Origin of the sequence: Treponema sp. UBA7567, from assembly GCF_002476655.1 — a bacterium.
GTDB lineage: Bacteria > Spirochaetota > Spirochaetia > Treponematales > Treponemataceae > Treponema_D.
This window is the reverse complement of the sequence record NZ_DLLH01000066.1, coordinates 1-3,234: the sequence shown is the minus strand read 5'-3', so window position 1 is coordinate 3,234 and position 3,234 is coordinate 1. Positions and strand designations below refer to the sequence as shown.

Sequence of the window (3,234 nt, the reverse complement as noted above, 5' to 3'; positions counted from 1 at the left end):
CAACTCTCTGTCTCTCGCCGCCGGAAAGCTGGGAAGGAAGATGGGAAGCCCTTTCCAAAAGGCCGACGTCCGCAAGCAGCGATTTTGCCTTTTCTACAGCAACATTTTTTTTCATTCCTGCCATGTAAGCCGGCAAAAATACGTTTTCGAGAGCTGTAAAATCTTTTAAAAGATAATGGAACTGAAAAATCAGGCCGAGATAAGCTGAGCGGTATTCGGAAATGCGTTTTTCATCAAGAGAAGTAATTTCGTAAGGGCCGACCTTTACGCTTCCAGAAGTCGCTTTGTCCAGGCCGCCGACAATATTGAGAAATGTGCTTTTTCCGCTTCCGCTTTCCCCGATTATAACGACTTTAGAGCCTTCTTCTATCCGAAGGTCAAGATTTTTTAAAATCGTAAGGCTCTCGCTTTCTGTTTTATAAGTTTTTTCAAGTCCGTTTATTTCAACAGCAAAATTATTCATCTCTCATCACCTCAGAAACTGTAAGATTAAGAACTTCACGGCTTGCCTTTGCGCTTGCAAAAAGCGCCGAAAAAATGCCAAAAAGCGTAATAAAAAAGACCTCGCCTGCAAAAATTCTCGGAGGAATATTCGCATAAATCATGTACATAGGATTTTCCCTCAAAAAAATGGCGTTTTCCGGCGAAAAAAGATTGAGAAAAAACAGCTGAATGCAGTATACGATTTTAGACATAATAATAAAGATCCCGGACATTTTTACGCTCAGAAGAAGCCCGAGCACAAGTCCGGGAACCGCTCCCTTTAAGCCTGTCAAAAATCCCTGCATGATAAAAATTGCCTGAATTGTATTTTTTTGACCGCCAAATGCCATTAAAACTGAAATTTCCTCCCGCCTTTCAAAGACGCGGCGTCTCATTCCGTTGAAAATATTAACTGCAACGACAACAAAAATTATCAGGACAAGAAGAAAAATCATATTTTTTTCGATTTTTAGAGTTCCAAAGAACGAGCGGTTAAATTCTTTCCAGGATTCGCATTTTGCTCCGGCAAATTTTTCTTCAATCTGACTGGAAATTTTTGAATCAAGGCTGGTATTAAAAAGTTTAATTCCGTATAAAAGCTCAGAATCTTTTCCAAAATATTTAATTCCGTCTTCAATGTTTACGAAAGCATAAGAAGCGTTTATGTCTGCATAGCCGCAACGAAAAATCCCTTTTACGGTAAAAACCCGCTCGGAAGAAATAAGGCTTACATCGCTTCCGCCAGAAAGCGCAAAAAGCTCAACTGTATTTCCTGGGCGAACGCCAAGCCTTCTGGCGAGCTCAGAGCCAAGCACAATAGAGCCGCTTTCCGACAAGTCAAATTTTCCGCTCCACATTTTTGCCTCTTTCTTAAAACCCGTATCAATTTCCGGCAAATTTGAAGGAACTGCGCGGATAAGGGCCGCCGACTGATTTCCGTTTTTTCCGGTCATAAGAGATTGCGCTTCCATAAAAGCAGAAACTGAACGAATTTCTGGAGATTTCTGACAGTCCATCATAAAATCCACAGAAGAATTTTCATCAATGTTTTTAACACGGATATGGTAAGAGCTGATTTCCATAATTGAATCGATAAAACTCATCTGAAAGCCGTTCATGACAGAAATTACGGTGATTAAGGTCATCACACCGAAGCAAATTCCAAGAGAAGCAAGTACCGAATTGACTTTTGAGCTTCCCTTTCTGTCAACAAGGCTGAATCTTCTCGAAACAAACAATACCCACCTTAAAGAATTGAAAAAATTAGCGGCTTTATTTTTTATTTTCATTTTTTAATCTCCGCAGCGCTCTGCCGTCAAGGTAAGTTGTTTCAGAAATTTTTTCTCCGGTTATGTATTTTTCCACGACAGAAAAACCTCCGTCAAAGAAAAAAGTTTTTGTAAAATCAGTTGAATTCTCGTAAACCGTCTGAATCCGCAGTTTTCCGTCTTCGTAAAAATAAGTGTCCGGAGTCTGCTCAAAAACATATTCAAAACGTGTAATATGCTCTTTTTTTTCTGTTTTTTTGTTTTTCGAAGGAAAATATTCAGTTAAAATAATTTTTTTAATCCGGCCTTTTTCGTCATATTCCCATTTTTTATCGCTGTCTTTTACGCAAACGCTTTTTGTTTCTGGATTTTCTTCTTCAAGGTGAATTTTTGTTTCGACCTCTATTTTTCCGTCATCCCTATAGGTTTTTAAAACCCTTGTCTTTTTTGAAAAATTTTCGGCTTCGGTTTTAAGAAGCTTTCCGTCGTCAGAATAAAAATAATTTGTCTCGGAATCAGCTGAGAATTTTTCAAAGTTTTGCGGCGAACTGAAAGTTTCTTTTTTTACAAGATGAAAATTTGAATCAAAAGTGCGCCTGACCGCAGTTTTTTCATCGGCATTCAGAAGAACTGTAAATCCATCTTTTTCAAAAATGCTTGTTTTTTCGTTTCCATAAGATGCTTTTCTCAATTTTCCGTCATGAAGGCGGTTTAAAACAGCTTCAGTTTCGGCATTTTTTTTCTCGCCGCCGCTTTTTCCGTCAAGAACCGAAAGCAAATCAAAATTTTCCGAAGCGCCGTCTCCGGCTTCCTCTTCATCTTCAAATTTTTTTATTGCCTGAGAACTTATTTCGCCGGCCTTTTCTGGAAAAAAGACTTCGTAAAGATAAGAAAAAGTTGAATTTTTCCAGACCGGAAGAAGCAAAAACTGAACGGACTGCCTTGAAATCTCAAAAATTTCGCCGTCAGCCTGCTGCAAAATAACGTTTTTTGCAATTTCAAAAAGGAAAGTTCTAAATTCCTCGTTTAACTCAAGTTCGTCCTGTTTTTTTTGCGCATCTTTTTTGTCAAAACCGGAATTTTCTGTCTTTTCGTTTTGCGCAGGCAAAAAATCTTGCTCAGCGGACAGAGGAAAATGAGAAAAGATCAAATAAAAGTTCAATATGACGGCAAAAAAATACTTCATTTAGCGGCCGAGAAATTCCTTGATATAAGATTTTTTTTCAAAAGGATGAATATCGGAATATTTTTCTCCTGTGCAGACAAACCAGACAGGAATATTAAGCTCTTTTCCGATTGCAAAAATCATTCCGCCTTTTGCAGTTGAATCGTATTTTGTGATTATGACAGCATCAACCCCGACAGCGTCATTGAATACTTCAGCCTGGCGAACGGCATTTTGCCCTGTGGTTCCGTCAATTACGAGAATCTTTTTGCAGCAGCCTTCGTCGGCTTTCTGGCATGCGATTCTGTCGATTTTCTG

The 3,234-nt window shown here is 38.8% G+C and carries 3 protein-coding genes and 1 pseudogene; all 4 read right to left on the bottom strand.

Annotation, left to right across the window (positions count from 1 at the left end):
• A partial coding sequence (locus tag B3Y13_RS08395; protein ID WP_296693933.1) for an ABC transporter ATP-binding protein occupies positions 1–463 on the bottom strand: 463 nt, incomplete at its 3' end.
• A complete protein-coding gene (locus tag B3Y13_RS08390) occupies positions 456–1,772 on the bottom strand; it encodes an ABC transporter permease (RefSeq protein ID WP_296022585.1) in 1,317 nt (438 codons plus the stop codon). The genes B3Y13_RS08395 and B3Y13_RS08390, both read right to left, overlap by 8 nt.
• Positions 1,756–2,859, bottom strand: coding sequence for a hypothetical protein (locus B3Y13_RS08385; protein ID WP_296668613.1), 1,104 nt, complete (start codon positions 2,857–2,859; stop codon positions 1,756–1,758). The genes B3Y13_RS08390 and B3Y13_RS08385 overlap by 17 nt, the downstream gene beginning before the upstream one ends.
• A gap of 78 nt (positions 2,860–2,937) precedes the next feature.
• A pseudogene (locus tag B3Y13_RS08380) lies at positions 2,938–3,234 on the bottom strand (signal recognition particle-docking protein FtsY); the annotation flags it as partial.